25 protein-coding genes are annotated in these 24,639 nt (G+C 51.6%); 6 read left to right on the plus strand and 19 right to left on the minus strand.

The window, feature by feature from the left end; translation table 11 throughout:
* Window positions 1–11: 11 nt before the first annotated feature.
* The 8 genes from H8S75_RS29120 to H8S75_RS29155 form a co-directional block, all read right to left on the minus strand.
* Window positions 12–1,517: a complex I subunit 5 family protein gene (locus H8S75_RS29120; protein WP_349769011.1), complete on the minus strand. Its 1,506-nt coding sequence runs from the start codon at window positions 1,515–1,517 to the stop codon at window positions 12–14.
* 107 nt (window positions 1,518–1,624) lie between these two features.
* Complete coding sequence (locus H8S75_RS29125; RefSeq protein ID WP_187024508.1) at window positions 1,625–3,133, minus strand: complex I subunit 5 family protein; 1,509 nt, start codon at window positions 3,131–3,133, stop codon at window positions 1,625–1,627.
* The gene (locus H8S75_RS29130; protein ID WP_187024509.1) at window positions 3,130–3,507 is read right to left on the minus strand and encodes a sodium:proton antiporter; all 378 of its coding nucleotides are present in this window, start codon (window positions 3,505–3,507) and stop codon (window positions 3,130–3,132) included. The genes H8S75_RS29125 and H8S75_RS29130 overlap by 4 nt, the downstream gene beginning before the upstream one ends.
* Window position 3,508: 1 nt before the next feature.
* Window positions 3,509–4,492, minus strand: coding sequence for a hydrogen gas-evolving membrane-bound hydrogenase subunit E (gene mbhE / locus H8S75_RS29135; RefSeq protein ID WP_187024510.1), 984 nt, complete (start codon window positions 4,490–4,492; stop codon window positions 3,509–3,511).
* Window positions 4,473–4,739: a hydrogenase subunit MbhD domain-containing protein gene (locus H8S75_RS29140; RefSeq protein WP_055652591.1), complete on the minus strand. Its 267-nt coding sequence runs from the start codon at window positions 4,737–4,739 to the stop codon at window positions 4,473–4,475. Before H8S75_RS29140 ends, mbhE begins: the two co-directional genes overlap by 20 nt.
* Window positions 4,726–5,100, minus strand: a complete 375-nt coding sequence (locus H8S75_RS29145; protein WP_055652590.1) for a cation:proton antiporter — start codon at window positions 5,098–5,100, stop codon at window positions 4,726–4,728. The genes H8S75_RS29140 and H8S75_RS29145 overlap by 14 nt, the downstream gene beginning before the upstream one ends.
* Window positions 5,097–5,456, minus strand: coding sequence for an MrpF/PhaF family protein (locus H8S75_RS29150; protein WP_156832298.1), 360 nt, complete (start codon window positions 5,454–5,456; stop codon window positions 5,097–5,099). The genes H8S75_RS29145 and H8S75_RS29150 overlap by 4 nt, the downstream gene beginning before the upstream one ends.
* Window positions 5,444–5,929 carry a Na+/H+ antiporter subunit E gene (locus H8S75_RS29155; RefSeq protein WP_080665462.1) on the minus strand — a complete coding sequence of 162 codons (486 nt, stop codon included), beginning with the start codon at window positions 5,927–5,929 and terminating at the stop codon, window positions 5,444–5,446. Before H8S75_RS29155 ends, H8S75_RS29150 begins: the two co-directional genes overlap by 13 nt.
* Window positions 5,930–6,130: 201 nt before the next feature.
* On the opposite strand from H8S75_RS29155, the gene H8S75_RS29160 reads away from it, so the two are divergent.
* The gene (locus H8S75_RS29160; protein ID WP_187024511.1) at window positions 6,131–7,405 is read left to right on the plus strand and encodes a RelA/SpoT domain-containing protein; all 1,275 of its coding nucleotides are present in this window, start codon (window positions 6,131–6,133) and stop codon (window positions 7,403–7,405) included.
* Between the two features lie 100 nt (window positions 7,406–7,505).
* On the opposite strand, the gene H8S75_RS29165 is transcribed toward H8S75_RS29160, so the two are convergent.
* The 3 genes from H8S75_RS29165 to H8S75_RS29175 form a co-directional block, all read right to left on the minus strand.
* Entirely contained in the window at window positions 7,506–8,258 is a 753-nt protein-coding gene (locus tag H8S75_RS29165) for a TraX family protein (RefSeq protein WP_187024512.1), read from the minus strand.
* 28 nt (window positions 8,259–8,286) lie between these two features.
* Window positions 8,287–8,955 carry a DUF5780 domain-containing protein gene (locus tag H8S75_RS33180; protein WP_187024513.1) on the minus strand — a complete coding sequence of 223 codons (669 nt, stop codon included), beginning with the start codon at window positions 8,953–8,955 and terminating at the stop codon, window positions 8,287–8,289.
* Between the two features lie 253 nt (window positions 8,956–9,208).
* A complete protein-coding gene (locus H8S75_RS29175; protein WP_187024514.1) occupies window positions 9,209–11,149 on the minus strand; it encodes a right-handed parallel beta-helix repeat-containing protein in 1,941 nt (646 codons plus the stop codon).
* Window positions 11,150–11,563: 414 nt separating this feature from the next.
* On the opposite strand from H8S75_RS29175, the gene H8S75_RS29180 reads away from it, so the two are divergent.
* Window positions 11,564–11,779 (plus strand): hypothetical protein, encoded by a 216-nt coding sequence (locus tag H8S75_RS29180; RefSeq protein WP_187024515.1) that lies wholly within the window; start codon window positions 11,564–11,566, stop codon window positions 11,777–11,779.
* On the plus strand, window positions 11,772–12,683 hold the full coding sequence (locus H8S75_RS29185; RefSeq protein ID WP_187024516.1) for an AraC family transcriptional regulator: 912 nt from the start codon (window positions 11,772–11,774) through the stop codon (window positions 12,681–12,683). Before H8S75_RS29180 ends, H8S75_RS29185 begins: the two co-directional genes overlap by 8 nt.
* On the opposite strand, the gene H8S75_RS29190 is transcribed toward H8S75_RS29185, so the two are convergent.
* Complete coding sequence (locus tag H8S75_RS29190; protein ID WP_187024517.1) at window positions 12,672–13,814, minus strand: aldo/keto reductase; 1,143 nt, start codon at window positions 13,812–13,814, stop codon at window positions 12,672–12,674. The genes H8S75_RS29185 and H8S75_RS29190 overlap by 12 nt on opposite strands.
* A 22-nt stretch (window positions 13,815–13,836) precedes the next feature.
* Window positions 13,837–14,187, minus strand: coding sequence for a TIGR04076 family protein (locus H8S75_RS29195; RefSeq protein ID WP_187024518.1), 351 nt, complete (start codon window positions 14,185–14,187; stop codon window positions 13,837–13,839).
* A gap of 173 nt (window positions 14,188–14,360) precedes the next feature.
* Between H8S75_RS29195 and H8S75_RS29200 the strand changes: the two genes are divergently transcribed.
* The 3 genes from H8S75_RS29200 to H8S75_RS29210 all read left to right on the plus strand — a co-directional run bounded on the left by H8S75_RS29200 (window position 14,361) and on the right by H8S75_RS29210 (window position 15,995).
* Window positions 14,361–14,570: a hypothetical protein gene (locus tag H8S75_RS29200; RefSeq protein ID WP_187024519.1), complete on the plus strand. Its 210-nt coding sequence runs from the start codon at window positions 14,361–14,363 to the stop codon at window positions 14,568–14,570.
* A 174-nt stretch (window positions 14,571–14,744) separates the two neighbouring features.
* Window positions 14,745–15,329 (plus strand): TetR/AcrR family transcriptional regulator, encoded by a 585-nt coding sequence (locus H8S75_RS29205; RefSeq protein WP_117623486.1) that lies wholly within the window; start codon window positions 14,745–14,747, stop codon window positions 15,327–15,329.
* A gap of 18 nt (window positions 15,330–15,347) precedes the next feature.
* Entirely contained in the window at window positions 15,348–15,995 is a 648-nt protein-coding gene (locus H8S75_RS29210) for a nitroreductase family protein (protein WP_187024520.1), read from the plus strand.
* Window positions 15,996–16,113: 118 nt separating this feature from the next.
* Here the strand turns inward: H8S75_RS29210 and H8S75_RS29215 are convergent, their stop codons facing one another.
* From H8S75_RS29215 to H8S75_RS29240, 6 genes are all read right to left on the minus strand, one after another.
* Window positions 16,114–16,911 carry a CAP domain-containing protein gene (locus H8S75_RS29215; RefSeq protein ID WP_187024521.1) on the minus strand — a complete coding sequence of 266 codons (798 nt, stop codon included), beginning with the start codon at window positions 16,909–16,911 and terminating at the stop codon, window positions 16,114–16,116.
* A gap of 104 nt (window positions 16,912–17,015) precedes the next feature.
* Complete coding sequence (locus tag H8S75_RS29220; RefSeq protein WP_187024522.1) at window positions 17,016–17,777, minus strand: EFR1 family ferrodoxin; 762 nt, start codon at window positions 17,775–17,777, stop codon at window positions 17,016–17,018.
* Between the two features lie 18 nt (window positions 17,778–17,795).
* Window positions 17,796–19,730, minus strand: coding sequence for a sensor domain-containing diguanylate cyclase (locus H8S75_RS29225; protein ID WP_187024523.1), 1,935 nt, complete (start codon window positions 19,728–19,730; stop codon window positions 17,796–17,798).
* Window positions 19,731–19,763: 33 nt separating this feature from the next.
* Window positions 19,764–20,060 (minus strand): YciI family protein, encoded by a 297-nt coding sequence (locus tag H8S75_RS29230; RefSeq protein ID WP_187024524.1) that lies wholly within the window; start codon window positions 20,058–20,060, stop codon window positions 19,764–19,766.
* Window positions 20,061–20,093: 33 nt separating this feature from the next.
* A complete protein-coding gene (locus tag H8S75_RS29235; RefSeq protein WP_349769012.1) occupies window positions 20,094–23,450 on the minus strand; it encodes a hybrid sensor histidine kinase/response regulator in 3,357 nt (1,118 codons plus the stop codon).
* Window positions 23,451–23,607: 157 nt separating this feature from the next.
* Window positions 23,608–24,567: a hypothetical protein gene (locus tag H8S75_RS29240; protein WP_187024525.1), complete on the minus strand. Its 960-nt coding sequence runs from the start codon at window positions 24,565–24,567 to the stop codon at window positions 23,608–23,610.
* Between the last annotated feature and the right edge of the window lie 72 nt (window positions 24,568–24,639).

Consider the following 24,639-nt stretch of genomic DNA (forward strand, 5'->3'; position numbering starts at 1 on the left):
GCATTCCTCCGTCAAAGTACGGCCGCGGCAATGGATTCCAGCATAGCCAGGAACCGGCCCGGGAAGCAGCCGAAAAGCAGGGCCCCCGCCGTAAATATCAGTATCGGTACCATCATGCAGAGCGACGGTTCCTGCCCTATAAGCCCTCTTGCCTTTAATCCGCTCTCATCAAAGTCTTCCCCCGGGAAGAACCCATGGATGGTGAGAGGAAGCAGATAACCGGCAGTGAGCAGTGCACTGATCAGCAGCACGGCCGGTCCCGCGATCGTCCACACTCCCGTTCCGGAGGCAAGAGCCCCGCACGCCAGATACCATTTGCTCACAAAGCCGCTGCAGGGCGGAATTCCGATCAGCGCCAGGGACAGAACCGTATAGCCGCCCAGCATCACCGGCATCACCCGGCCGAGACCGCGCATCTCTTCCACTCTGGTCCATCCGGTTTTAAATATGATGGCGCCGGCCGCCAGGAAGAGTCCGTTCTTGATCATGGAATGGAACACTACATGGGATAAGGCCCCCACAAATGCCGTCGGCTCCAAAAGACTCAGCCCGAACAGAATATAGGAGACCTGGCTGACCGTCGAATACGCCAGCCGTTTCTTTAAGACCGGTTCCTTATAAGCCAGCATGGAGCCCATAAATACGGTGAGCAGGGACAGGAGAATCCACATGGTCTGTACCCAGGTTCCGCGGAGAAGCTCCGGCCCGACGATATAATAGACCACCCGGATTACCGCCAGTACGCCCGATTTCGTAATCAGGCCCGACAGTACGGCACTGGCCGGCGCGGGAGCAACCGGATGAGCTGTGGGCAGCCATCCGTGCATGGGAAACATACCGGCCTTCGTTCCAAAGCCCAGCAGCATGCAGCACACCGCAGCCAGCAGGATTCCTTCCTTTCCGGCAAGGGACACACCTCCCAGCACACCTCCCGGAGTAAACGCCAGAGTACCGGAAATGCTGGCCAGAAAGAGGATCCCAAACAGCGCCAGGAAAGCGCCCGCCACAGAGTAAAATAAGTATTTGAGTCCCGCCATAACCGCATCCTTTGTGAGCTCGTGGAGAACGAGGGGAAGCGATGTCAGCGTCATCAATTCGTAAAAGACGTACATGGTCACCAGATTGGCGGAAAAATCCAGTCCGATCAGCACTCCGAGGACGATTAAGTAAAACCCGAAGAACCGGTGTTCATCCCGTTCATGGGTCATATAGGTAATGGAATAGATCCCTACCAGAAGCCAGACCACCGCCGTCAGCACGGCAAAAAGCCTGCTGATCCCATCCACCCGGAATTCAATGGTAATGGTGTCAGTCAGCTTCCAGAGCGTAAGCCCGCCTCCCGGCGCCACCGCGGCAAAGGCGCACAGCGCTCCCGCCGTCAGCGCAGCCATAACCAGGCACAGCATCGCTTTCCGGCTGCTTCTGAACCGCTTCACCGTCAGAAGCAGGATTCCTGCTGCAATTGGTATGATAACCGGGAGCAGCAATGTCACGTTTTGATCCATCTCTTGGTACATAAAGTATCTCCTTGTTATGAGCACTTGGCGGTCGTGTTTTGACCGCTTACGTGCGATACATGTCATCTCCACTCAGCGAGGTTTTTACGAGCTTAATGGAGTAACGCTTATTCAAGCGTTGAAAGTCCGGCTGCAATCGCCTGTACGATCGGCTGGGATTGTAGTCCCAGAATCAGATTCATAAAGATGAAGCACAGGACGGCCAGCCTGAGTTTCCAGGAACTTTTCCTGACTGCCGACCGCTCTGCCGCTCCTCTGGTCTCCCGTTCTCCCTCTCTGGAGTACAGGGTGATAACGAGGCGCAGGAAGTAGATGGCATTTAACGTCGTACTGACGGCCAGACCAATCAGCGTGATAATCATCTTATTCGGACTCTGGAGTGCCGATGTGGCAAACAGCAGCTTGGATATGAATCCGGCCAGCATGGGAAATCCCACCATGGAGAGTGCCCCCACGGAAAATCCGATTCCGGCCAGAGGGTTCCGGTATCCCGCTCCACGCAGACTCTTGTAGTCCTTTTTATCACCGGACACCTCATAGAGCCCCACCGCGCTGATAAACAGCAGCGCCTTGGTCGCCGAATGGGTGAACATGTGGAACACCGCAGCCACCATTCCGGCTTCCGTTCCAAGGCCGATTCCCATGTAAATATAGCCAATCTGAGCCACGGAAGAATAGGCGATCATCCTCCTCGTATCCTTTTCCAGAATCGCATGAAGGGACCCCATAAGCATCCCGGCAAGTCCGAAGATGAACAGAACGTTGACAATCCGGCTGGCTACCACATTTTCTCTTCCCAGCACGCGGTAGAATATCTTAATCAGCAGGAAAATATACCCTTTGGACACGAGTCCGGACAGAATGGCGCTGGCCGTCGGAGTCGCATAGCCATAGGTATCGGGTATCCAGTAATGAAACGGATACAGTCCGCTCTTGATGGCCAGTCCGACGCTGATCACCGCCAGAATTACCAGCATGGGAATCTCATAGCTGCCCGCGGCTTCGATGGCCTCCACCGCCGCCCTCGCCGGGCTCATCAGCAGATGGCCCGTTACATCGTAAAGCATACTGAGCCCGATTAAAAACAGGCCCGAGCCCAGCTGGCTCATAATCATATACCGGATCGCCGCCGACAGGCTCCTGCCCTTCTGCCGTATCATGATCAGCCCGCATCCTGCGATGGTATTGATCTCCACAAATACATAGGCGGTAAATAAATCGTTCGTATAGATAAGGGCCAGAAGCGAACTGAGCATCAAATCGATCATTACATAGAATAAATTCAGCTTTGACCCTTCCACGTCCTCCGCGGTATGATCCATGCCTCCCAGGACGGACAGCAGCATGACCACGCCGAATACGGTGGCGGTCATGCCTTCTAAGACGCCGGCCCTGATCTCATTTCCCCAGGGGGCCGGAAAATGTCCCATCATATAGGTATAGCTCTCCCCCGTCCCCATGCAGAAGCGAAGGACGGCGGCCGACATGACCGTCGTAGCCGCAATAACCGCCAGGCTTAAATTCCTGGCCTTTTTACCAGAGAGGGCGCACGACAAAATACCGGAAAACATGGCGATGATGATGGAGAAAAAAGGAAAGTTTTGAACAAGAGTCATGTCTTTTCCTCCTCTTTCGCCTGTGTCAGAATCTCATCCAAATCCAGGGAACCGTACCGCTCATACAGGCGGATCGTCAGCGCCAGCATCAGCGCAGTCGTACTGACCGAAACCACGATACCCGTCAGGACAAGGCCGCTGGGTACGGGATTGATGTAAGCCGCCGCCTCTCTAATGCCGTTCATCTCGATAGGAACGGCTCTTCCCTGGATATACCCCTTTGCCGCCAGGAATAGATAGACCGCCGTGTCCATGATGTTCATTCCCATAATCTTCTTGATTAAGTTCTTATGAAGCAGCAGCATGGTAAATCCCACGCCGAACAGAATCACCGCCACCGTCTCTTCTATATTAAGCAGCAAATGTACTGCCATGTCACATCCCTCCTTTTCGGAACAGCGTGTAAAATGCGTACATGGTGCACGCCACAACCAGACCCACGCAGATGTTAAGAGGCAGAATCAGCCCGCTGCTTAAGATGGCCCCGGGAGTTCCAAGAGGGATTCCGCTCTCTAAATGGTTTGCGCCGGTAAAGAAAGAATAGCTTTTCGCCACGCAGTAAAATGTCAGCGCGCATAGTGTAATTCTGCGGTACACTTTCTCCGTAAAGAACCGCTCCGTCTTCTCGAAACCGAAGGCATTTAAATAGAGGATCAGACCCGATCCCAGCACTGCGCCTCCGGAAAACCCGCCTCCGGGCGACAGATGGCCGTTTAAAATGATGTAGATGCCGAAGATCATGATAAAAGGGACCAGCACGCAGGCGCATTTCTGTAAAATGATATCGTTTTTCGGTTCAAAGAGCCGGTCATTAGCCTCATCGAGCCGTTTGCGCGTCTGTGCGTCACGGCTCACCGCATCAATCCGGAGCAGCGCCAGGACACAGCAGGAAGCGATAAACAGCACGCACGACTCCCCAAATGTATCGAAGGCGCGGTAATCCAGAATCATACCGGTGACATAATTGAGCGCGCCGGTCTCCTCCACTCCCTTTTCTATATACCGGGCGGACACCTCGTTGTTGTCCGGATTTCCTGCATTACCAAAGACCGGCAGATAGGCGATCGTCCAGAGCAGAACAAAAATGATCGTCAGACACAGCAGAACCGACATGACCTGATAGAACCGGTGAAACAGGAGAAGTCCCCGTTCTTCCTTCTTCCGCATTCTGTCTGCCTTTCCCGGATCATCTCCCGGAAACTCCGCCTGTGCTGACTGCGCCGCCTGCGAAAGTACCTTTGAGTCTTCCTCCGGAACGCGGATCTCCATTCCGTCTGCGAGAAGGTCCGTCTCGCCGTCGATCCATTTCCTGAATTTCAGCCACAGGCTGTTTTCGTAATTATCCTTCGTCCTGCTCATCACGGTCCTCCTTTCGGATGGCTCTGATCTTCTTTAGCGTAATGAAAAAGAGGATGCTGGTCACGCCCGCTCCCACCGCCGCCTCGGTAATAGCCAGGTCGGGCGACTGAAGCAGAATCCATATGATACACATGATCAGGCTGTAGGACATAAAAATAACGATGGATGTCAGTAAATCCTTCGTAAATGCAACCGATACCGCACATACGATCAGACAGATTAAAAGAATGATTTCAAAGAGTTTCATCGCCCTTTTCTTCCTCCTTCTGTTTCTTATCGGTTTTTCCCTTCCGGATCACGAGGATCTCACCGAGATTTTCGTCAGTCATGGCTTCCAGGCGGCTGATCATATGGCCGGATACCGGACCCGCAGTCCAGAAAAACAGGATAACCAGGAATAATTTTAAAGAATCCATGGAAAATCCACGAATCAGGATGAGTCCCGCAAATACGAACAAAATCCCCAGCGTGTCTCCCATAGCCGCCGCATGCATCCGGTTCAGCGCCCGGTGAAAACGGTTTACTCCAAACACGGCCAGTATCATAAAAACAAGCCCCGTCACGAGACAGGCGGCCGAAAGTGCGAATCTGATCCACTGCCACGTCATCGTGAGTCCTCCTCTTCCGCCTGTATGCCTACGTTGTCCTCGATTGCTCCTAAATCGGCTTTCCGGTTCTTCTTCTGCAGATAGACTCCCGTGTATACCTTGCAGAGAACAACAACGCCTAAAAAGCTGATCATGGCATAGATCAGGCTCACATCCACCAAATAGTTTTCATCCAGGTAAACGGAAAGAATGGCGATGACCATGATCACCATGGTTCCTGTCATATTGACTGCGATAATCCGGTCCGAGATCTTCGGCCCCAGAACGGAACGAATGATGCTGATGATCATCAGAACTGCCAGAATCAGGGCTGCCCCGGTTAAAAGCATCTCATAAGCCTGTCCTATTTTGTCCATTTTGCTTCCATGTCCTCCATTTCCTTCAGCAGCTTTACGAATACAGAAGTCTCCATCCCCTCGGCCAGTTCTTTATCCAGACAGTGCACGCAGAACCGGTCGTCCTCCACGGACACGGTGATGGTTCCCGGCGTCAGCGTAATGGAATTGGCCAGCAGAACCCGCGCCAGTCCCGTCTTGAAATCCGTGTCAAAATACACGAAGGCCGGCTCCGGCTGAAGCTCCGGCGACAGAATGATCTTTAACACGCACACGTTGGCCTTTACGATCTCCTTCACGAGAACTCCGAAATAACGGATAAACAGCGGGATCAGACGAAACAGCAGCAGCTCCTTTTTCAGGCTGTATTCCATGTAGCGGCACATAAAATAAAAAAGTGCGGCTGAAATCAAAACGCCAAAGATACAGATTTCCGCCGTCACTTTACCGTTTAAAATCATCCACACTGCAAAAAATAAAAGAAACACAGGCATATCCCCCTTCCGCCCAGTTTGATTTACTATGTATTATACCTCTCCTTTGGGGGAAATACAAGGATGTCTGCACGTTTCGGTCCGCGTCGGCAGATCCGGATATTACGGCAGAACTTTACATTCTTTTAAAGCTTTTTGGTTGTATCATTTTTCCTATTGCGATATAATAAACATGTAACAAGAAACCAATGAGGAATGTGTATGGATTTGATTAACCAGTTTATTGAAAATTATAAGAAAAAGTTGAACTTTTACGAGACGGCCGGACACATCGCAGCCAGGCAGCTGGAATCCGCGCTTCAGGCAGCCGGTATCCGCGCCATGGTGACATCCAGGGCCAAGAATCCTGTGAGATTAAAAAGCAAGGTATTGAGGAGGAACAGCCGGCGGCCGGTTCCCTATAAAAACATGAGGGAAATTTACGAGGATATCGCCGATTTATCCGGAGTCCGGGTATCCCTCTACTTCCCCGGAGACCGCGACAAGGCCAACAGCCTGATCGCCGATCTGTTTACCATTATAGAGACTAAGCAGTTCCCGGAGCAGTCCAAGCCGCCCACCTACAACAAGCGTTTTTCCGGCTATTGGGCCAACCATTACAGGGCTCATATGAAGGAAGAATCCTTAGACAAGCCACAGCAGAAATACGCCGCCGCACGGATTGAGATTCAGGTGGCTTCTGTTTTGATGCATGCATGGTCCGAGGTCGAACACGATCTCGTCTACAAGCCTCTTTCGGGAACCCTGTCGGAAGAAGAGCTGGCTATCATCGATGAGCTGAACGGACTCGTCCTCGCCGGAGAGATCGCTCTGGAACGACTGCAGAGTGCCGGCAATGAAAGGGTTCAGAGCAAAAACGCCACATTCGGCAGCCAGTATGAGCTGGCTTCCTACCTCTACAATTACTTAAGCAATAATTTCCGCCGTGAGGACATCGAGCTCCGCATGGGAAATATCGAGTTATTATTCAAGCTCTTAAGCAGGCTTAAGATGAACGGCGTCAAAGAGATCGAACCGGTCTTAAAATCAGTCAAGTTCGAAAAGGACCGCCGCAACATCTCCCAGCAGATCATCGATCAGATCATTACGGGTAATGAAAAACGGTACCAGATTTACCGGGAGCTCCGCATCGCCGGCGATGCCGACGAGGTGGCGAGCAACTCCATCACCTACTTCTTTAACCAGTGGGTGCCTCTGGAGCATTTCCTGAACCGTATATCATACAAAAGCTCGCCGAAGACGCGCGGCGCCTTTAATATCAATACCTTAAAGCGGCTGGATATTCTCGACAAGGAATGCCTCAACAAGATCGTCGCCCTCCGGAAGACGCGGAATGTCCTGATCCATAATATCGAAACTCCCGAGGTGGATGATTTACTGGAACAGGGAAATGAGGCGAGGGACTTACTCGAAAAGCTGACGGAGCAGTTCTCCTCTCCCGCTCCTGCGGCGGAATCTGCGAAACAGGCAAACTAATATCGGTATGAATGAGACAGCACATAAAAAGCAAGCAGCACCGGATAGATTTCTGCATCTGGTGCTGCTTGCTTTCGTGTGAAAACCCTACGAATAACATTTATTTTACAAAGACATAATTTGCAAGGTAAAACAGCAAAAACGTATGTGCCGGATAGAAAACATAGAAAAAGTATTTTAATCCTGGGCCTTTCTGGTTATTGTAGCTGAGCATGAACGGCAGGGCGAGCACCATCATCCACTGTGTGGCGGTGCCTGCGGCCAGCATCTCCTCGCTGAACTGGGCGATGCAGAAAAGCAGATACACGACTGTTAATAAATCCTTCTTCTCTTTCAGGAAATACATCAGCACACCCAGGACAATGAATTCAAGCCCATACTCATTCAGCGCCAGATTGGGAATGACACCGGTGAGCGTATCTCCGCTGAGACTGTGAAGGAAGGGGAAGAAGCCGGGCATCATATAAAATAAGGCCTGAACGAGAAAAATGATGCCGATCATGATACCGCCCTTTTTTCTGTCCTTCATAAACAGTTCGATGGTGCTGATTAAAACGCCCACCAGAAACATGGACAGGAAAATATTATGGTATCCATAGTCAATGGCTGCATCAAACCTGATTTTAATGAAGTAAGTAAAAAAGGTCATAAAAATACTCATCAGGTATAAACGAAGCAGGTATTTCTTCCGGTCTCTTGTGTAGTGATATCCCCAGACCATACTGAATAAAAACAGAGGATAGGAAGCTCTCCCCACCCAACGGAACCACATCGGCGCACCTTCAAAATAGAGTCCTATGTGATCGAGAAACATAAGGATAAGGGCTGTGATCTTTAACGCGAATGTACTCATTGTCAACCTCCATGCTGGGAATTATTGTTTAGCCGTCCTGATCCTGCAGAGTAACCAAAAGAACCGATGGGTAGTAATTCTTGAGTTCTTCGACAGGCACGGATTTTCCTTTATACTTCTCAAGCCAGTCCTCATATCCTGGATTTTCCCATACCTCTCCATCCGAAAATACTATCCTCCGATCGCAGTAAAGCGCATAGGCCACCCGGTTTGGTCCGCCGTCTCCGATCTTCGGCCATCCTGCCATCTTCTCTCCGTCATAAAGCGTCCAGCCGGAATCAGCGGCCGCCCCGGGTATTATCTCATTATGATCATCGTACAGACAGTCATATGCCGGTTTATCGCTGGAATCCATGATATACCATTGAAGCTTCAGCGGCTGCCCCTCTTTATCGTAGGCCAGCATGCAGTACTGTCTGGATGAGATGGTTTTATCGGTATGATTGGTGTAGGTATCATATAAATACGGCCATCCGCTGTCTTCGTATTCACGCAACTCCACGTTTCTGGAAACCGAGTTTCCTGAAACCACTGCCTGTTTCTGATTTCCGGTGCTCTCACACGGATTTGCCGCACACGATGTCTCTGCCGCACTCGATACCACCGTCACGCCCAAGGCACCCGGCGCACACGATATTCCGCCAACGCACAGCACAGCAAAAATCACAACTGCCGTCATTACTCTTTTTCTGTTCACAGAACACCTCCCTGTCTGATTCTCATATTCTTATCTGCGACAGGTAAATATTACCACAAAATACTTGGGAAACACGGAATGAATCCTTAAGAAAGATGGATGGAAATCTGCATTTTATCGGATATGGCTGCTGTTTGTCTGAAAATATGACTATGTGAAAGACACTTGTGAAAGGGTAGAGACAAAAAATCAGGGGCGTTCTGCGCCCCTGAAAATTTTGTTTCTATCAGTATCTCCTAATTCTGTAATTCCATTATCCCCAAACCAGTATCCGGTTCATTCCTTCTTTCAGGCCTTCAATCGGGCCTGCCGCAGGCTGTCCGCTCCTGGACTGATCCAGATAGTCGGTATCGAATACGATTGGTGTGCCGTCCGGATTTTCGTACGCGGCCTCCGTGATGCGCGGCATTCCCAGTTTTTCGGAATTGTAGATTTCTGTCGGAATCTCCAGCATCTCCTTTTCCACATTCAGCTCCAGATACGTTTTTCCGTCAGTCTCTACAATCCGAACGGCAGGATCCATATCGCTTACGTGCATATTTTCTTCCCGTCCATAGGGCTTAGCCCCCTTTAAGTAGGCGTTTCCACGGATGTATACCGGCTGTTTTACATGCTTGAACTGCTCTAAATCACCGTTTCCACGGGAGATGACATCGTTTATATATTCTTCCAGGGAATTCGTATGGCCGTCATAGCCCTCGGTTCCGTGAAGGGACTGCTCTGTATAGGTCACGGCTCCTCCCAGGAATACGTTCTGATAGATCCTGTCGTCACCGCTGTAAACCACTGTGGTTCCCGCCACCTCTGTCGTGTGAGGGAAGTGGTAAGGAGTGGACCGGTCCAGCACGTCCTCTCTGCGCATGGTGCCGCAGCAGAGATTGTGAAGGTAGGCGCCGCCCTGGGCGATATTGTCGAAATTATAATCGGATGCAAAGATATTATTGTCCACCAGATATGGGCCATGGGTTACCTCCACCATGAGGTCACGGTCGTTGGCATAGTATAAGTTCTTGCTCACTCTCGTTCCCTGGGCCTGCCAGTCCAGCCACGTTCCCAGCGTGCAGTTATGTATGCTGTTGTGATGAATCTGTACATCGATGGCGGCGTGCAGCTTAATTCCTCCGATCTCATATCCGAAATATTCATGCTTTACCGCGATATTATAAATATGGTTATGGGCAATCTCGCTGAAGACACAGCCCATATGGCCCACTATACCATTCTGTCCGCAGTCATAAATCTCATTGTTCCGGATTACATGGGAACCGATCGTCTCCTTGCTCCATCCGATCTGTCTTGCCCGGAATACGGCTTCCATCTGATACTGGTATCCCGGCTTTCTGTGGGTCCTGGTACAGAGATTATGGCCTGTGGAGGCTTCCTTTCCGATACTGATACCGCTGCATTTGGCATCGTGAATCTTATTGTTCTCAATGATCCAGCCCTTGCTCCAGTTCGTTCCCAGAAGTCCTGGCTGATCTGCGGTCGGCGGGGTCCACGGGCATGCCGCCTGTGCCATCTCGAAGCCGCGTACCGTGATATAGTTTAATCCTGTTTTCTCAGGATAGAAACAAGATTTGCGCACGTTGATTTCTGTCAGTTCCTCGTTGGGATTCACGCCCTGGAAGTTGGCATAGATCACCGTAGTCTCCTGATCTGTCTCGGCATACCACTGATACATGGTATCTTCCGGATGCAGAATCGGCTCCGGATGCCTGGTCCACGGCGGATTCACTCCCTCGGTGCGGATAACCGGATTCTTCACTTCCTCCAGGCTCTTCGCTTCATAAAAGGATTTTCCATTTAGGTAGACGTCCCCGGCATGCAGGGAATTGTCATTCGGATAGATAAACCAGTCTCCTCCCAGAACCTCCTTATACGGATTATATGTGCCGAAGAAGGAATTGGGAAGTACTGCTTTCCAGAGACTGCCCTCCACCGGCTCCCAGCACGTGATCTGCTCAGAACCCTTGATTACGACGCGTTCTCCTTCCGCTGCCTCGTATGTAATTCTTGAAACACTGCTGGTACCGCCCTGCGCTGGTTTTACCCACTCCCGGTACTCTCCCTCATGGACAATGACACGGTCTCCCGGCATGGCGAGTAACGCGGCCTTCGATATGGTTCGGATCGGATGGTCCTTTGTGCCGTCTTCAAAATCACAGCCGGTTACCGCCACATGATATTCTCTCATTTTATTACCTCCTGGATCAATGATATACTTAAGATGACTTAAATATAGCAGATAATGACAGTTTTGACTTTACAATTATTGCGCCATCTATATCAATAGTTGCTTCTTTAAAATAGCATTTTTAACGAAAGAAGACGGGATACAGCAGTTTTATATTGCATTCTTGCCATAATCGCGGTATGATAGCAGGAAAAACAGCGCACTTTTTTTGTTTCAATTTGCTGTCATGGCCTTTTGTCCGCTGTTTTCGCTTTCAGACATATTTTTATTTCCGCAGGCAATGAGCCAGACAGCCATGCCGGTACGTCCATCCGGCGACTGCGGCAAAGGTTAAGGCCGGACTGGTGTTTTCCATATATCTTAAAGCTTTCGGATGAGTATGTAGCCGAAATTCTGGAGCTGATCTACCATGAAATGGCAGGAAAAAATACAGACCGGATGAAATCATTCTGCCGCCTTAACATGAATTCGTTTCTGCTGAGCCATGACCGGATGATCAGCTACTGGAATGAGTTTTACCGTCACAACTGTTTTCACTACTGGGATTACATCGGCAGAAAGCTGTTTTCAGAGTGCTTTGGATACACGCGAAGCATGGAAAGGGAACGAAAGGGGATTACCAATGATTGAACATCTTGACGGCATCTTCGAGACGGTCACATTTCGTGAAAATCTCCGGATGCGAATCAGTGACATGAGTATTTGTGAAAATTTTCCGGATCACTGGCACACTCCGATGGAAATCATACATGCGAAGGAAAACTGGTATAGGATCGTGGTGGATGACCAGACCTACCAGCTAAAGGAGGGGGATATTGCCATCATCCGTCCTGGCACCATACATGCGCTTTACGCGCCGGAAACAGGCAGCCGGACCATCTATCTGGCGGATTTATCATTTTTAGGAGGGGTCTCCAACTTAGAGACCATGCTCGCCCTGCTGGCGCCGGTAACCACTATCACGCCTAAGGGAGAGCCTGATCTGTACAGAAAGACCGGCAAACTCCTCTCCTTCATGGAAGAGGAATACGCCGGCTCCCGGTCCTTTTACGATATGCTTCTTTATGGCGCGCTCATCGAGCTGCTGGGGCTTCTTGGACGATACGCCATCTCCCCGTCCGCCTCCATGGGCACGCTGGGTCCCCAGTCCGCCAAATACGCGGAACGCTTTCTTTACGTCTGCAACTATATCAATGAGCACTGTACGGAGGACTTATCCCTGGAAACCATCGCCGGTATCGCGGGCTTCAGCAAATACCACTTCACCCGGCTTTTTAAGGATTTCACACATACCTCCTTCTACCGCTACTTAAACAAAAAACGAATCTCCCACGCGGAGCAGCTCCTGATCAATCCGGAATACTCCGTAACGGAGGTGGCACTCCAGTCGGGCTTCTCCAGCCTTTCGGCCTTCATCCGCATGTTTAAACAGCTGAAAGGGTGTACCCCCACGGAGTTTAAACGCATGTACTCGCTGGACTGCATGAACCGTGTGGATGGCGAACCGGCAGCGGAACTGCCGTCAGGAAAATAACGCTTTCGCCTGCCCCATCCGTTCCACCACATGGACGCCAAAGGGACACCGCGTCTCACAGCTTCCGCATCCGATGCAGTCGGCCGCTCCCGCAGACAGTCCGTCATAATGTGCCCGCAGGGAGGCCGGGACCTCATTCTGCATGACCGCCAGATCGTAAAGCTTATTTACCATGGCGATATCGATGGACGCCGGACATGGCGCACAGTGGCCGCAGTACGTACACTGGCCGGCGTATGCGTGGTGAGGCGCCCCTGCAAGCACGGTCGCGTAATCTTTTTCTTCTTCTGACGCGCTCTCGTATGCCACCGCGGCCGCCACGTGTTCCGGGGTATCGTATCCCACCATGACGCTGGCCACAGCGGGTCTGGTCAGCGCATAGTGGAGACACTGAACCGGTGTCAGCGCCACGCCGAAGGGAGACGCCTCCGCCGAGAACAGCCGGCCGCCGGCATACCCCTTCATGACGGTAATGCCAACCTCTTCCTGTTCGCAGATCCGGTACAGCTCTGCCCTCTCCGGCGCAATACCGCCCAATTCCTCTTCGTACCGCTCCTTAAAATAATCCTCTATGTTCTCGCTGGCGGGAAGCATATCAAACGCCGGATTGATGCTGAAGAGAATCATCTCGATCTCACCGCACAGCGCTCCCATCTTCGCCACCGCCGGATTATGGGTGCTCATGCCGATATGCCGGATAATCCCCTGCTCCTTCAGCCCCCTGACATATTCCATGAATTCTCCATTCATGATCGACTGAAACTCTGCGGCCTCATCCACGAAATGAATCATTCCCAGATCGATATAATCTGTGCGCATGCGGTCCAGCAGGTCTTGAAACGCCGATTTTACCTTTTCTAAATCACGGGTTCTGACATACTGTCCATCCTGCCACGTGGAACCGATATGGCCCTGAATAATCCAGCGGTCCCGTCTGCCCGAGAGCGCCGCTCCGATATTGGATCGAACATTCGGTTCGGCCATCCAGCAGTCCAGAATATTGATCCCTGCCTCCTCGCAGCAGTCGATGACCGCCTTTACCTCGTCTGCATTATGGCGTTCCAGCCACTCGCCGCCCAGACCGATCTCGCTGACCATAAGTCCCGTTTTTCCCAGTTTTCTGTAGTTCATATGTATTTCCCCTCTTCTTCCTTTATTCCCGTACCACGGGTTTGTAATCCATTCTGGATTCTTCCTCGGTTGCTTCTATCTTAAAAATCACAGGGCGCAGTCCGTCGTTGCAGCTGCATATGGCGACCCCGGGCTTTCTGATCCAGTCACCGTAATAGAATAACTCTTCTCCGGTGCCGTGGGAAAGCGCGAACACATACTGGTAAATCGCCTTCCACGCTTCATCACAGAAGCCCTCCGGTTTCGCATAATCAGCAAAGAAAATCTGTCCCGCCTTCAGCATGGGACATGCCTGTAATCCCGGTGCTCCGTACTCTTTCGCCAGCTCCTCATCCAGTGTTGTCTTTAAAACGGTGATCTTGCATTTTCTCATATTTCATTCCTCCAATACAAATTTACAACAGATGCTGTGGTGGTTCACAATTTGGACTTGACATCTATAACTGTAATACATATAATTACAGTTATAACAACTCTGATTCTATATTTCATTTTAATCGAATTGCGGTTGGCTTTCAACCACTTTCGACGGTAAGGAGGACACATATGATCGAAGAAGGAACTGTGGTCTATTACCTGGACGAGGATGCGGTTCACTCTGGACGGGTGATCGACGTGACACCGGAAAACGGGGGATTCACATTCAGCATTGACAGTTATGGAGCATGCGAGGGACTTTACGTGATCGCTTCCGGACAAATCGGGAAGACGGTATTTTACTCGGAAAAAGAGGCTGAAGACAGGCTGGGAATATAATTTCCCAGCCTGTTTTATCGTCAGAGGCCCAGGATTGGAGAGCGTTCAATGTTGACACCTGTTAATATATATGATAATATTATATTAACAGGTGTCAACATAATATTATCATGTGTTAATATCGTTTGTAGAATTCGTTTATTTAAGAGTAAAACACTTCAGAAAGGCTGAATTATGAAAGAAAAACCATACCATCACGGAAATCTGCAGACAGAGCTGATTGAAGAAGGGCTGGCGCTGATTCACGAGGAAGGAAAGGGGAATTTCTCGCTGCGGAAGCTGGCTAAAAGACTTGGGGTCTCTCCCACTGCCTGCTATAACCACTATGCTGATGTCGATGAACTGATGCGCGAGATGAAAAACTATGTCACAAGGAAATTCTGTGATGCGCTGATCGCGGGCACGGATAAGGATGATCCCGCGGGCGCCGCCATCAACATGGGAATCGCTTATGTAGAATTCTTTGCGGACAATCCCCACTATTTTACCTTCATCTATGACAGCGGAGATTACAGGATTGATTTGACAGAGGATACCTTTGACGGAGACTTTGAACCATTTCACCTTTTCAAGGAAATAGGACTGCTGTGCATGGAATATAATCACGTGGAAAAAGAAAAGCACAGGGACAATTTAATCGTTATGTGGGCCACCGCACACGGACTGGCCGCCATGGCAAATATGAAGGGATTTCACTATAACGGAGACTGGGGCGCTCTCACCAAAAAGCTTCTGTACGAAAAAATAATTTTATCATAATGAAAAAGGAGACAAAACATGACAATCCAGGAAGCGATAAAAAACCGGCACTCGGTCAGAAGCTATCAGGCAAGGGAAATAGACGCTGCCACGGTCCTGACACTGAAGGAAGAAATTGAGAAATGCAACCGCGAAGGCGATCTTTCCATACAGCTGATCACAAATGACAGCAGCGTCTTCAAGGGACTGATGGCTCATTACGGTGGCTTCCGCGGTGTCTCAAACTACATTGCACTCATAGGTCCCTCCGGCCATGATCTGGAAGAAAAGCTGGGATACTACGGAGAACGGATCGCTCTGCGGGCGCAGCAGCTGGGACTGAATACCTGCTGGGTGGCGGTCACCTATAAGAAAAAGCTATGCAAGGCAGTCGTCAAGCAGAATCATAAGCTTGTATGCGTGCTGGCGCTTGGATACGGAGATACCCAGGGCGTCCCTCACAAATCAAAACCAATGCCGCAGCTTTGCAAGGCGGACGGAGAGATGCCGGAATGGTTCCGGAAAGGCATGGAAGCCGCCCTCCTCGCACCAACCGCCATGAATAAGCAGAACTTTCTGATTATACTGGACGGGGAGACTGTAAAATATGAGGCAAAGGAAGGCAAGTACCGCAATCTGGATCTCGGGATTGTGAAATACCATTTTCAGGCGGGCGCAGGGCTTTGAAATAACGTTATTGAAGGAAAAAAGCGGAAGATTTTACGCTGTAGAGTGTAAAATCTTCCGCTTTTTATGAAATACTTTTATTCATCCCTTTATGTATCCGAAATATCCTCAGTAATATTTAGTTGATAAAAAGCTGGGTCCAGTAATCAACGCCGGCCGCGTTCTTATAATGGCCGATTCCGATTGAGCTGTAATTTGCATTCATAATATTAGCTCTGTGTCCTGCGCTGTTCATCCAATCCTGCATAACCTGCTTCGCTGATTTCTGGCCGTAGGCAATATTCTCACCGGCTGCTCTATAGCTCACACCAGCTGCGGTCAGTGCCGTGGTAAAGTTGCTTCCATCCGGTCTTGTGTGAGAAAAGGAGGTCTCGATCTCTCCTGCTCTCTGCTGTGCCGCACGGGTCGCGCCTGCATGAAGGGTCAGCGCCGGAAGGCCTGCTTTGGCACGTTCTTCATTAACAAGCTTCAGTACTGCGCCCACGGCCTCATCCTGATTTTCATCGGACGGCTGATCTGGTGTCGGAAGGCTGTTGTCCGGAAGCTCCGGTGTTGGCAGGCTGTTGTCCGGAAGCTCCGGTGACGGCAGTTCTGGTGTCGGCAGACTGTTGTCCGGGAAATCCGGCATGGGGTAATCCGGTGACGGCAGTTCCGGCATCGGCAGGCTGTTGTCCGGCAGCATATCGCCCGGGTAATTCGGGAATACAGGCTGGCAGTCCGGGGAGAAGTTTACTCCGGGAATCTGGTTTAAGATATTATTGAAATCCATCCGGTTATTCCCAGTCACCATGATAACTCTTCCGCCGCCTGCGGAAAAATTATATGTATTAACGGCTGCATTTGCCGTCGACGGGATGGTGCCGGCCGTTGCCAGTGCCGCTGCTGCGGTCAGTGCGTATGCGGTTAGTCTCTTCATGTTTAATACCTCCTGATATTGTTACATAATTATTACATTTCTGTTACAAAAATATAATAACACAGGATGGCTGGAAATTGTCAGGAAAAGACTGGAAATCATTTTTACAGATACAGGGTGTTCGCTTTGCGGCCGCTGCAGGCCTTTTTCATCTTTTGTTCCGCGGCAAACAGCACTACCTTATCATTGTGGCGCGCCTGCTCCGGACATATGGCGATACAGTGCATACAGGAGATGCAGCGTTCCTTGTCCAGAGATGACGGATTATCCTTCGGGATCGCCTGGACCGGACATTCTGCGGCGCACTTTCCGCATTTGATGCAGTCCTTGTCCGCCTTCGGTTTCATCGGAACGCCGTGATATTCTCTGTACGGATGGCCGCCAGGCACTGATACCTCGCCGTCTCCGTTTTCCTCCAGATGGCGTTTGATCCGTTCCGAAAACTCTTTCAGTTCCCGGCAGTCTTCCTCATCCGGCCTACCGGCGCCGAACTTACGAATGATCGAATGCTCTGCCACAGCCGCTGCGGCTGCCAAACAGCGAAAACCAGCCTCCGACAGCACGTCTTTTAATTCCATCAGCGTATCTTCGAATTCCCTGTTTCCATAAACGGCCACCAGAACCGCTCTCGCTCTGTTGCCCGCCATTTTTTTCAAACGTTCCACCGCCGTTACCGGCACTCTGCCGCCGAACGACGGGACTGCCACGATGCAGATGTCATCCGCTGAGAAGGCGTATTGTTCCGGCTGCAGTGCCTGATTCATCAGATCAACCATCTCTGCTTCACACGCCCACGCGCTTCCTATGATCTCTGCGACCTTCTTCGTCCCTCCGGTAGGGCTGAAATAGATTTCATACATTGCCATATTATTGCCTCCTGATTTTTATTTCTGGGGCCCGCCATACTTCTCAAACCGTCCCTTTCCACTCTTCTTCACCCGGTACATCGCCTGGTCCGCCAGATGAAGCATCTCTGTACAGTCAGCGCAGACCTCGGGATAGATCAGATACCCGCCTGATACGCTCACCTCAGCCTCCTCGCCGGAGGGCAGCGTAATTCTGGCCTCTCTTATACTCTGTTCCAGCCGCTCCATGCACGCGTACAACTCCTCTTTCTCCTCCGCGCCGTAGATCAGCAGAACAAACTCATCTCCGCTGAGCCGCGCCGCCAGCTTTTCGGGAGCCTTGAGACCGGCAAACAGATCCGCAGCGGTCTTCAGAAGCTTATCGCCGTATTCGTGGCCCCAGGAATCGTTGACATGCTTCAGATTATCTAAATCCATCATCAGAAGCATTGCCGTCTTCAGCCGGTTTGGATCTGTAAACAGCTGGTCTGCCGTGCGGAAAAATGCCCGCCGCGTCAGGAGACCGGTAAGCAGGTCGATATCGCGTTCCTGCTCGATCTGCTGTTTTTCCACGATTGCCTCCGTTACGTCGATGACGATCCCCAGCGTCTTCCCTTCCCCTTCGTACGTCTTGATCCTCACGTAACGGCGTTCCTCTCCGTTCAGACAGCAGATTTCCTTCTCTTCCTTCAGCGGCTCGGAACGGATCTCCCTAATCTTTTCCACGAAAAGCGCCCTGTCCGCAAGGACGGCAGAAAACTCCTCCTCCGGTATCATCAGAATCTCTCCCAGCTTTTTCGTCGCCAGCACGCGCTTCATATCCTGATTGTACTCGTAAACTGCAATCGGAATATCGACGTTCTGGAAAACCAGGGACAGCTTTCCTGTCGCCTCCAGAAGGCTGCCGACCATGCGGTTGATATTGGCGCTCAGTTCCTTGAATTCCGGCGTGTGATCAATCTCCAGCCTGTAGTCGAGATTACCGGCGGCAATCTTCTGCGTTCCGTCTATCGTCCCGTAAATATCGTTTAAAATAAAGGTATCCAGCATCTTAAGGATCAGGAACACGGTGACAAAAGAGAGCACGCAGAGGCTGAAAATTATCAGCATCATATTGCCCGGAACGTTTTCGTAGAGCTTCTCGTATGTAGCGCTGACGCCTACCAAAATACCGTCCGTCATCTCCATCATGCAGTAATTCTTCTGCCCGTCAAGAACTATCTCCCTGCTATAGAGGGTGCCTTCTCCGATGTCTTCAGGCAGAGAGAGTCCGAGGGATGCCAGCGGAGTACCCACCAGAATACCTCCCGTAGCTCCGATAATCGTCCCCGTGTCCTGATCAGCCGCGAATATAGTGACGCCTCTCTCGGTCGTCATCATGGAAAATACGTAAGAGAGTTCATTCTTTTCCATGGCGGCCATCAGGCGGGCCGGCTCCATGCCGATCTGGACGATTCCTCCGTGATCCTCCCTCCATACCGCAACGTACTGCATCATCTTGCCTTCCGCGGTATTGGGCGTCACGTCCTGGCAGAGCTGAAGGCTGTCGTCGTCAAGCATCGGAAGAAAGAACTGCATCTGTTCCCCCGAATGAAACGTATAATCGTAATATTTCGGCTCGGAACCGGCATAAAGGCGGCCCTCCATGTCAAACAGATGAAGTTCATCAACCTGGAGCAGTGAGGCGATCTTTCGCATTTCCTCTAAGTCTCCCACCACGTCCGGCTGGTTCTGTACGATATACGCCGCCGCTTTTGCCCGGATGAAATAGTCCTCCTTCAGATTCTCCCGCAGCTCCGCGATCTCAGTGTCATTTTTCTTAAGGACCTCCGAAACCTGGTTGAACCGGATCTCTGAATTCGTTCTCATCGCTTCTTTTGCCGACTTCGTCAGCAGATAGTATCCGAGAAGAGCCATCATCACCATGGCGGTGATGATCACGACGCACAATCTGAACGTGATGGCTTTTTTCATGCTTCATCCTCCTGTCTGATTACCGGCAGTATATTACTTTTCGAACCATTGATCCGGCTGCGGATGGATATAATGGATGTCAAACTCCGCCCATCTGTAATCCTGTATCCCATTCCGTTTAAAAGGTTCCGCGGCCAGATATGACTCTATCTCCTCCGGCTTCTCCGCCTTCATGAGAAATATGCCGCCGCTCATGTCCGTCTTAAGCCCCGATAAGAATATCATGCCGCTGTCCATGGCCTTCTGCGTATAGGCCATGTGTTCCTTCATAATCGCGTCATCCATCTTCCCGGCGTCCAGTATGATTCCTTCCACCATATAATATTTCATATTTTCCCTCCGATTTCACAGTATGTCTGCCGCTCACTTTACCCAGCGGCTCATAATTTCAAGAAGCCGGTTGATCTCCAGCGGCTTCGCCACATGTTCATTCATTCCCGCAATCCGCGCCTGGTATGCATCATCGGCAAATGCATTTGCCGTAAGCGCGATAATTGGGATCTCCGCCGCGTCGGGTCTCTCCCCGGTCCGGCCCAGTCTGCGGATCGCCCTGGCGGCGCCGTATCCGCCCAGAACCGGCATCTGGATATCCATCAGAATCAGGCCGTACGTGCCGGGAGGCGACGCACAGAATAAATCTACGGCCTCCTGTCCGTTGCAGGCGCTTTCCACTGTGATCCCGGATAATGCCAACAGCTCTTCCACGATTTCCCGGTTAAGCTCGTTGTCCTCCGCAAGCAGCACGCGAAGCCCCGGCTTAAACTGCTTCTTTACCGGAAAGGCATCTATGGGCGGCTCCGGGCGGAATGTCTCGCCGTCTCCCGCCAGCTTTAAGTAAATAGTGACGACGAACTTCGTTCCGACGTCCATCCGGCTCTCCACCTGTATGGTACCGTTCATCATGGAGACGAGGTTCCGCGTGATGGCCAGTCCCAGCCCGGTTCCCTGGATACGGGAGACTCTCGGGTCCTCCGCCCGCTCAAAGGGCATAAACAGCCTGTCTATAAATTCCGGCGCCATTCCGATTCCGTTATCTTCCACGGTAAATTCAAAACAGCCCACACCGCTCTCGCTGGACAGCTTTTCGTCCAGGCTCAGGCCGATCCGGCCGCCCACAGGCGTGTATTTGACAGCATTGGACAGCAGATTGATCAATATCTGCTTGATCCGCACCGCATCCCCGCAGACAGTTCCATGATCCAGCTCCCGAATCTGCGCTTCGTACTTCTGCTTTCGGTTTTCGGCCTCCGGACGTATGATCTGGGCCACCTCGCCGACCAGTTTATCTAAGTGAATCACCTCTTCGCTGAGGCTCATCTTGCCGGATTCGATTTTCGACATATCCAGAACCTCGTTGATCAGTTCCAGAAGATGGGCTCCCGAAAGGCTGATCTTGGAGAGGCAGTCCTTTATCTTCTCCGTGTTCTGCAGGCTGTTCTCCGCGATCACGGTCATACCCAGAATGGCGTTCATGGGTGTCCGGATATCGTGGCTCATCCGGGACAGGAATTCCGACTTCGCCTGATTGGCCTGGTTCACGGACTCATAGGCTTCTTCCAGCGCCTGCTTGGCCCTCTTTTCCTCTTCGTAATATTCCAGCTCTCTCTGCTTCTCTTTATTGATATCACGGATCGCCAGGATTACCGTCCTGGGCTTTCCGTCCTTTACAGCAACCTGATGAATCTCCAGCCTCAGCCACTCCGCTGACCGGTAATGGCGGAATTCCGTCTCGATATGGACGTTCTGCTCCGACAGTACCCGTTCAATCTGCTCCCTGCTGCACAGCTCCGCCACCCGGTGTTTATCCTCCGGCCTGACAGAATCCAGGATATAGCCCCGCAGGCCGCCGGTATAGCCGCCGTTCCTGGGCGGAGGCGCTCCCCGGCCCGCTTCCGGAAGACGGACCGCGTAGTAGCTGTCTGTCTCTAAATCCACGTAATAAATGCTGACATACACACCGCCGATCGCCTGGAATGCTGACTGGCTCATATGCAGGCGCTCACTGTTCTCCGACAGCTTTGCTTTCATCTTATGGATGTTGTGGAGCGCGCCGACCACCCGGTACGGTCGGCCGTTCTCCTCCATCAGTCTGCTGTCTGCCCGGAACCAGGTATACTGTCCCCTCACTCCATCCGGAGTGGAACAGCGCACCTCGAACACCTCGGAACGGCCGCGGCAGATATTATCCAGAACGGTCGGGACATCGTCCGGATGTACGATCTGCTGGTCAAGAAGAATCTTTGAGTAGTTTTTCAGCTCGTTGCGCAGAATTCCCTGTCCTGCCCTGGGTTCATAGCTGATAAAGGTATCCGAATCCATCAGATACTCAAACATGATCGCAGAACTCGCTTCCATGGACACCCGGTACATCTCCTGTTCCCGGTCCAGCCGCTCTTTTAAAGCCTTTCTCTGGGTAATGTCCACCACCGTACGCTGGAGAATGGCCTCCCCGGCAGCTGTGAAGCCAACGATCATGCTGCTTCCTTCCATCCAGCGGACAGAACCGTCCTTCCAGCCTACGCGGTATTCGCTGTCTCTCCGGTCTCCAACCTGCTTAAGGCTGTCATACGCGGCACGCAGAAGAAGGCGGTCCTCCTCCAGAACCGCGCCCAGCGTACCGTCCCGCCAGTCCTTAAGCCCTTCATCCATCGTCCCGTATCCCATCAGCGATAAAACCGCTTTATTTAAAGAGACAAGGCGGTAACCGCCGTCATGCTTCCGTACAAAACGGATGATTCCGCAGGGAACCGTGTCGTAAATACTGGAGAGCAGCTGTGCCTGCTCCCTGATCCGCTCGGCATCCTCCTCCGAACGCGTAATGTCCAGATAAAGGCTGTTGACCATCCATCTGCCTGACGTATCCTGGCACTTCTTTCCGCTGTCAATCACCCACTTCAGGCTTCCATCCCTGCAGCGCACCCGATACCGGGTGGAATAGGTAAGACCGCCATCTCGAAACGCCTCCGCGCAGTCTGAGAGCGCCTTCGGCAGATCCGGCGGATAGACGTTCCCCACCGCATTGCCCCCAGTAGCCTCCATAAACCCTTCCACCGTATACCCAAAGAGGGCCGCCGCCTCCCTGCTGACAAAGGCAAAGGAGTAGGTGTCGTCGTCGTTGCTGATCTTTAATCCGCCCGCGATGGAGGACATAATAACCTCCATCTGCCGGTTCTGCTGTCTCAGTTCTTCCTCCAGCGCCGAGACGCGCTCCTGCACGTAGTCGTAGGACTGCCGGCCTATTTTCTCCGGAAAATGCTCTCCGGCCATCATCTCCTGATATGGATTGGAGCAGTGGATATGATTGCACTTAAGCCCTTCCCCCGTCTCCTGGAACACAAAGGTTACCCGCTGATGCACCTTTAAATACATCTCGGCGCTGGGATCTGTAGCGATCCACATCCGGCCTGACACTATGTAAAAGCCTTCCGACGGACAGATGACCTCATACTCCTCATCCTCGATGTTGCACTTCGGGATGGCTCCCCTGTATTTCATAAACTGCTTCACACAGGCGTCTCTGCCCGTGACATACTCCTCTTCCCCTGCTCCAAGCCATGAAAACTCCGTTGAAAAAAGAGCCGTAACCGCCTCTACATCATGCTCACAGTAATGCTTATGCATGATATAACCAGCCAGACGCTCCGCCTCTTTCATACGCGCTTCCCGTTCTTTCCCTGTCTCTGCTCCCACGCCGCATTTACCCGCTTTCCCTGTCTGCATACCCGCTCAGTTTTTCTGTTCACTATTTCATATTATACTGAATCCACGCTTAAAACTCAATGCATTCTTAGTCATTGCGCAAAATAATACGGCCGTGCTCCCTCTCAGTCAGGAACACGGCCGTGGTCATGTAATCGGGTATCCGGTGCAATACCGCTTACTCTTCTATTTTTACTCTGCCAAAGCTCATTAAAAATCCCAGCTTCTCAATGGCCTTGGACGCCTTCCACCAGTTCTCGCTGACGGCAAACTCCTTCGGGTACTTTTCTCCCAGCGCGAACCAGGTCCATGTGATATCCCACACACCTCCCGGCTTTCGCGTATCGATGAGGTACTCCAGTTCCTTTTCCACGATATCTTCATTTCCCTTGTAAAACGGGCTGTCCGGGCCCAAGATAAACTCCGACGGACGCGGGGTATAGCCCGCCCATTTTTCCGTGTCGCGCTCGATGGAACGGTTTACGACCTCCGCCATTTTCCCCATCAGTCCTTCACAGGGGAAAGAGGCGTTTAAGCCGCTCATCATCACTTCTCCCAGCAGCATGCAGACTCCGCCGGCTCCCATCTCGCCGAAATCTTCCGCTGCAGCCGCTTTCCCAAGGATCCCTGCCGTATGCTCCAGGGCAGTCTGATAAACCGCAGACTCCGGTTCTCCGTAATGAAGGATAAATGCACACAGCCCCGCGGTGATCCCCATGCTCTGAAGCTGATTCTCTGCCTCGTCATAGCTCCACCAGGGAGCGTGGGGCCATCCGTCATTGGACGGAACAGAGAACATCCAGCCGTTTTCATCGCGTCCAGCACCGCTTTCCAGATAGCGGAAAATGCCCTGCATCATGGGATGGCCGGCTCCCATAGCATCTGCGGCTCCCGTTCGTCTTAAGATTCCCGTTACCACCAGCGTGGCGTAAGGAGATGATTCCGGGTTCCAGCCATCCGGCTCCACTGCATGTCCAAAACCTCCATCCTCATTCTGATAATATGACAGCGCATCGATCACAGCCTCCCGGCTCCCATTCTCGAAGAAATAATTCCAGACGGACAGCTCCAGTTGTCTTGCATTGCGGTGAATCCAGGTGCGGATCTCCTGATAGTCGTTTTTGTTCACTACTTTCATATTCTTACTCTCCTTCCGTGTTGTAACCGATACTATACCAGGGAAAGGCGAAAATGTATTGTAAAAAAACGA

This window comes from Hungatella hominis (assembly GCF_014288005.1).
Taxonomy (GTDB): Bacteria; Bacillota; Clostridia; order Lachnospirales; family Lachnospiraceae; genus Hungatella; species Hungatella effluvii.

What these genes read in the sequence shown, in the direction of transcription:
- H8S75_RS29120 (WP_349769011.1), bottom strand. Translation starts at nt 1,517, where the DNA reads ATGTACCAAGAGATGGATCAAAACGTGACATTGCTGCTCCCGGTTATC.
- H8S75_RS29125 (WP_187024508.1), bottom strand. Translation starts at nt 3,133, where the DNA reads ATGACTCTTGTTCAAAACTTTCCTTTTTTCTCCATCATCATCGCCATG.
- H8S75_RS29130 (WP_187024509.1), bottom strand. Translation starts at nt 3,507, where the DNA reads ATGGCAGTACATTTGCTGCTTAATATAGAAGAGACGGTGGCGGTGATT.
- mbhE (WP_187024510.1), bottom strand. Translation starts at nt 4,492, where the DNA reads ATGAGCAGGACGAAGGATAATTACGAAAACAGCCTGTGGCTGAAATTC.
- H8S75_RS29140 (WP_055652591.1), bottom strand. Translation starts at nt 4,739, where the DNA reads ATGAAACTCTTTGAAATCATTCTTTTAATCTGTCTGATCGTATGTGCG.
- H8S75_RS29145 (WP_055652590.1), bottom strand. Translation starts at nt 5,100, where the DNA reads ATGACGTGGCAGTGGATCAGATTCGCACTTTCGGCCGCCTGTCTCGTG.
- H8S75_RS29150 (WP_156832298.1), bottom strand. Translation starts at nt 5,456, where the DNA reads ATGGACAAAATAGGACAGGCTTATGAGATGCTTTTAACCGGGGCAGCC.
- H8S75_RS29155 (WP_080665462.1), bottom strand. Translation starts at nt 5,929, where the DNA reads ATGCCTGTGTTTCTTTTATTTTTTGCAGTGTGGATGATTTTAAACGGT.
- H8S75_RS29160 (WP_187024511.1), top strand. Translation starts at nt 6,131, where the DNA reads ATGGATTTGATTAACCAGTTTATTGAAAATTATAAGAAAAAGTTGAAC.
- H8S75_RS29165 (WP_187024512.1), bottom strand. Translation starts at nt 8,258, where the DNA reads ATGAGTACATTCGCGTTAAAGATCACAGCCCTTATCCTTATGTTTCTC.
- H8S75_RS29175 (WP_187024514.1), bottom strand. Translation starts at nt 11,149, where the DNA reads ATGAGAGAATATCATGTGGCGGTAACCGGCTGTGATTTTGAAGACGGC.
- H8S75_RS29180 (WP_187024515.1), top strand. Translation starts at nt 11,564, where the DNA reads ATGGCAGGAAAAAATACAGACCGGATGAAATCATTCTGCCGCCTTAAC.
- H8S75_RS29185 (WP_187024516.1), top strand. Translation starts at nt 11,772, where the DNA reads ATGATTGAACATCTTGACGGCATCTTCGAGACGGTCACATTTCGTGAA.
- H8S75_RS29190 (WP_187024517.1), bottom strand. Translation starts at nt 13,814, where the DNA reads ATGAACTACAGAAAACTGGGAAAAACGGGACTTATGGTCAGCGAGATC.
- H8S75_RS29195 (WP_187024518.1), bottom strand. Translation starts at nt 14,187, where the DNA reads ATGAGAAAATGCAAGATCACCGTTTTAAAGACAACACTGGATGAGGAG.
- H8S75_RS29200 (WP_187024519.1), top strand. Translation starts at nt 14,361, where the DNA reads ATGATCGAAGAAGGAACTGTGGTCTATTACCTGGACGAGGATGCGGTT.
- H8S75_RS29205 (WP_117623486.1), top strand. Translation starts at nt 14,745, where the DNA reads ATGAAAGAAAAACCATACCATCACGGAAATCTGCAGACAGAGCTGATT.
- H8S75_RS29210 (WP_187024520.1), top strand. Translation starts at nt 15,348, where the DNA reads ATGACAATCCAGGAAGCGATAAAAAACCGGCACTCGGTCAGAAGCTAT.
- H8S75_RS29215 (WP_187024521.1), bottom strand. Translation starts at nt 16,911, where the DNA reads ATGAAGAGACTAACCGCATACGCACTGACCGCAGCAGCGGCACTGGCA.
- H8S75_RS29220 (WP_187024522.1), bottom strand. Translation starts at nt 17,777, where the DNA reads ATGGCAATGTATGAAATCTATTTCAGCCCTACCGGAGGGACGAAGAAG.
- H8S75_RS29225 (WP_187024523.1), bottom strand. Translation starts at nt 19,730, where the DNA reads ATGAAAAAAGCCATCACGTTCAGATTGTGCGTCGTGATCATCACCGCC.
- H8S75_RS29230 (WP_187024524.1), bottom strand. Translation starts at nt 20,060, where the DNA reads ATGAAATATTATATGGTGGAAGGAATCATACTGGACGCCGGGAAGATG.
- H8S75_RS29235 (WP_349769012.1), bottom strand. Translation starts at nt 23,450, where the DNA reads ATGCAGACAGGGAAAGCGGGTAAATGCGGCGTGGGAGCAGAGACAGGG.
- H8S75_RS29240 (WP_187024525.1), bottom strand. Translation starts at nt 24,567, where the DNA reads ATGAAAGTAGTGAACAAAAACGACTATCAGGAGATCCGCACCTGGATT.